The sequence below is a fragment of the Cetobacterium somerae ATCC BAA-474 genome (assembly GCF_000479045.1).
Classification (GTDB): Bacteria; Fusobacteriota; Fusobacteriia; order Fusobacteriales; family Fusobacteriaceae; genus Cetobacterium_A; species Cetobacterium_A somerae.
This window is the reverse complement of sequence record NZ_KI518149.1, coordinates 1-861: the sequence shown is the minus strand read 5'-3', so window position 1 is coordinate 861 and position 861 is coordinate 1. Positions and strand designations below refer to the sequence as shown.

1 protein-coding gene is annotated in these 861 nt (G+C 30.9%); it reads right to left on the bottom strand.

Going from position 1 to position 861, the window contains the following annotated elements; genetic code table 11:
- Positions 1-861: phosphohexomutase domain-containing protein (locus tag HMPREF0202_RS06695; RefSeq protein WP_023052352.1), on the bottom strand; the 861-nt coding region annotated here is incomplete at both ends.

Below are 861 nucleotides of genomic sequence, written 5' to 3'. Positions count from 1 at the left end.
TAGTAACCAAATTTTTCATATAATTTTTTTAACTCTTTTGGAATCGATGATCCAATACTATTGTAATAAGCTGCCATCTCAGCTATTAAAAGAGTAGATACAACAGCATCTTTATCTCTAGCATGTGTTCCTACAAGATAACCATAAGATTCTTCAAATCCCATTAAGAATGTAGCGTTGTATTTTCCTTCTTCAAACTCTCTTATTTTTTCTCCAATAAATTTAAAGCCAGTTAGAGTTCTAAAAATTTTTACTCCTTTTTCTTTAGCAACAACATCTAGCATAGGTGTTGAAACTACAGTAGATACAACTGCTGAATTTTTAGGTATATTTTTTTTGTTTTCTAAAATATAATTCATTAAAAGAAGACCAATTTGGTTTCCATTTGGATAGACCCATTCTCCTTTTTCATCCTTTACTGCAACACCAATTCTGTCTGCATCAGGATCATTTGCCATACAAAGTGTAGCTCCAACTTTATCCGCTAATGCTATACTTAACTTAAAAACTGCTGGATCTTCTGGATTAGCATATGAACAAGTTGGGAAGTTTCCGTCAGGTTGTTCTTGCTCAGCCACTATATAGATTGATTTAAATCCAGTTTCTTCAAAAACTCTTTTAACTGGTCTTCCACCAGTTCCATGTAATGGAGAATAAACAATTTTAAAGTTTTCTTTACCAGGAATTTCACTATGGATAATTTGTTTTTTAACAACTTCAATAAATTTAGTATCCATATCTTCAGAAATATATTCTAAAAGTCCATCTTGAATAGCAGCTTCTTTAGTTAAAAGTTTAATTTCATCAAAAGAATCAATAGCATTAACATTGTTTACAACTCCACTAGCTTGAGGTTCAATT